The sequence below is a fragment of the Nioella sp. genome, from assembly GCF_964229645.1.
Taxonomy (GTDB): Bacteria; Pseudomonadota; Alphaproteobacteria; order Rhodobacterales; family Rhodobacteraceae; genus Nioella.
The window spans coordinates 1-2,718 of record NZ_CAXREX010000164.1 but is presented as its reverse complement, the minus strand read 5'-3'; the positions used below and the strand labels follow the sequence as shown (position 1 = coordinate 2,718).

Here is a 2,718-nt window from a genome sequence, read left to right as displayed (position 1 = left end):
GTCATCTCTGACCCGGTGGCCAGTTTCGCCCCGCAATGGCCGCTGTTCGTGGCTCACGGGGCCATCATCGGGGCGTCGTCCTGCCTGTTGGTGCTTGGGCCCCGCTACCTCAGCTCGGCAGAGGTGGCGCTGCTAATCCTGCTGGAATCCGTCCTCGCGCCGCTTCTGGTCTGGGCGGTGGTGGGCGAAGACCCGGGCCGTTGGGCGCTTGTCGGGGGGGCGGTGGTGATCGGGGCGCTTCTGGTTTCGAACCTCATTGCGCTCCGCCGCAGCCGCCGGGTGCCGGTGGCGCGCTGATCACTCCGCGCCGGCGCGCCATTCCTTCCAGCGAAGATAGGCGTTGGCCCCGATGTCGGAAAACGGGCGGGGTGGCAGGCGCGTGGGTTGGGGTTCTGCATTGAGTGACCGGGTGATGTCGCTGTCGTGACCCAGCACCATCTCGGCCGCGCCCATGCCCGTGAGCGTCCCCCGCGCGGTGCCAAGCCCGTTCTGGCAACAAGCCGCGAAGAGCCCTTCTTCCAGCTCCCCGGTGACGGAGACGCTGTTCCGGCTGAGACACAGATGCCCGGCCCAGGTGAACTCCATGTCGATCCCGCGCAGGTCCGGGAAGCGGCTGGCGAACTTCTGGTCATGGATGCGGCGCGCGCGTTTCATCGCGGCGTCACTCACCACCATGCCGGGTTTGAAGCTGGCCGCCGTGCGGGTGATGATCCGGCTTCCCCCCTGGGCGCCGCTGATCTTCCGCATGGTGGTGCCCATGGGGTCCGACGGCGTCACGCCCCACCGATCCGCACCCTTCACGGCATCGTCCGGCAACACCGGCGTCATCGAGGCATAAAGGAAGATATGCATCAGGCGTCCGCGCGCGAAGCCGAAGCTTTCGAGCTGGCCGTTATTGGCCATGATCACCTTGGGCGCGGTGACGGAGCCGTGCATGGTTGCCACGTGCCAGTCGTGACCGATGCGGGCAATGCGGCTGACAGGGCTGTTTTCGAAGATGCTTGCGCGCCTCTTCAGCCCCTCTGCCAGCCCCCGGACATAGCCCGCCGGTTGCAGCATGACGGTGCCCGGCGTGTAGAGGCCCGAGAGGTAATGGCGGCTCCCAGTCAGCTCCTCCATTGCCTTGGCGTCGAGCATCTCTGATGCTTCGCCGAGCGACGACAAATGGCGCGCATAGCTTTCGTTATGCGTATGGCCAGCGACGCTGGCCGCCCCGTTCACCTTGCCTGCGGGATCTACGAAATCGCGGGGGATGGCGTATTCTTCCGCCGCCGACAGCGCGAAGGCGATGGCCTGCCGGTTGAGCGCGGTCACCGTGCGGTCGTCGCCCGACCCGGCGTAGTCGTCTGACGCCAGATCATGGGGAAGGTCGATCATGAAGCCGGAATTGCGGCCCGCCGCGCCTTCGGCCACGCGTCCTGCATCCAGCACCACAACCCGGAGCGCAGGGTCCAGTTGCAGAAGCCGCCGGGCGGCGGACAGCCCCGCGAAACCCGCGCCCACCACCGCCACGTCAGCGGTGATGTTATCCTCCAGCACCACCGGGGCAGGCTGCCCCGGCAGGATGGCCGACCATGCGGCAGGCCCTTTGTGAACCGGCAGGCGCCGGGCGCGGTGTTCGCTCACTCCACGGCCTCGTCTGCGTCATCCGACAGATCCAGCCAGATCGTCTTGAGCTGCGTGTACTGGTCATGGGCGTGGATGCCGTTGTCGCGCCCGCCGAAGCCAGACTGCTTGAACCCGCCGAAGGGCGTGGTGGCATCGCCCTCGCCAAAGCTGTTCACGGTGACCGTGCCTGCGCGCAGCATCCGCGCGCCGCGAATGGCGCGTTTGGCGTTGGCGGTGAAGAGTGATGCGCAAAGCCCGTAATCGGTGTCATTGGCGGTGCGAATGGCCTGGTCGAAATTGTCCACCGTGATGACCGAGAGGACCGGGCCGAAGATCTCTTCGCGCGCCAAGACGTTATCGTTGCCGGACACTTCCACCACGGTCGCCTCGACAAAACCGGCTTCGGCCTTGCCGCCCAGAACCACCGTTTCGGCCTTTTCCAGGTAGCCGCAGACCTTGTTGAAATGCGTTTCAGAAACCAGAGCCCCAAGCCGGGTTTCCGGGTCCAGCGGATCGCCGGTGTTCCACTGGGCGGCGTGATGGGCGATGCGCTCCAGCAGTTCCGCTTTCACGTTCTTGTGGACGATCAGCCGTGACGAGGCCGAGCAGTTCTCGCCCATGTTCCAGAACGCGCCCTGCACGATGTGAGCGGCCACCCGGTCGAGGTTTTCCGCGTCATCCATGACGAGGGCGGGGTTCTTGCCGCCCATTTCCAGCGTGATTTCCTTGGCGTTGGATTCACCCGAGTAGCTCAGGAACCGCTTGCCGGTGACGGTCGAGCCGGTGAAGGACACCGCGTCGATATCCATGTGTCGGCCAATGGGTTCGCCGACCTCGGGCCCGCTTCCGGGAAGGATGTTCAGCACACCGCGCGGCAGGCCCGCCTCGGTTGCCAGTTCCGCCACGCGGAGCGCGGTGAGCGAGGTTTCCTCGGCCGGCTTCACCACCACCGAACAGCCTGCGGCCAGGGCCGGGCCGATCTTCCACGCCAGCATCAGAAGCGGGAAGTTCCACGGCAGGACGAGGCCCACGACGCCGATGGGTTCGCGCACCACCATGGCGATGTGATCGTCAGAGGCGGGACTGACCTGATCGTAGATCTTGTCGATC

At 66.1% G+C, this 2,718-nt stretch carries 2 protein-coding genes and 1 pseudogene; 1 reads left to right on the top strand and 2 read right to left on the bottom strand.

Translation table 11 applies throughout. The features are described 5' to 3' along the window. Window positions 1-297, top strand: a pseudogene (locus ACEQXV_RS10920) (EamA/RhaT family transporter); the annotation flags it as partial. Here ACEQXV_RS10920 and ACEQXV_RS10915 read toward each other — a convergent pair. Together ACEQXV_RS10915 and ACEQXV_RS10910 are read right to left on the bottom strand one after the other, a co-directional pair. Next, the gene (locus ACEQXV_RS10915) at window positions 298-1,626 is read right to left on the bottom strand and encodes an NAD(P)/FAD-dependent oxidoreductase (RefSeq protein WP_370252015.1); all 1,329 of its coding nucleotides are present in this window, start codon (window positions 1,624-1,626) and stop codon (window positions 298-300) included. It lies immediately after the preceding pseudogene. Then, a partial coding sequence (locus ACEQXV_RS10910) for an aldehyde dehydrogenase family protein (RefSeq protein WP_370269140.1) occupies window positions 1,623-2,718 on the bottom strand: 1,096 nt, incomplete at its 5' end. The genes ACEQXV_RS10910 and ACEQXV_RS10915, both read right to left, overlap by 4 nt.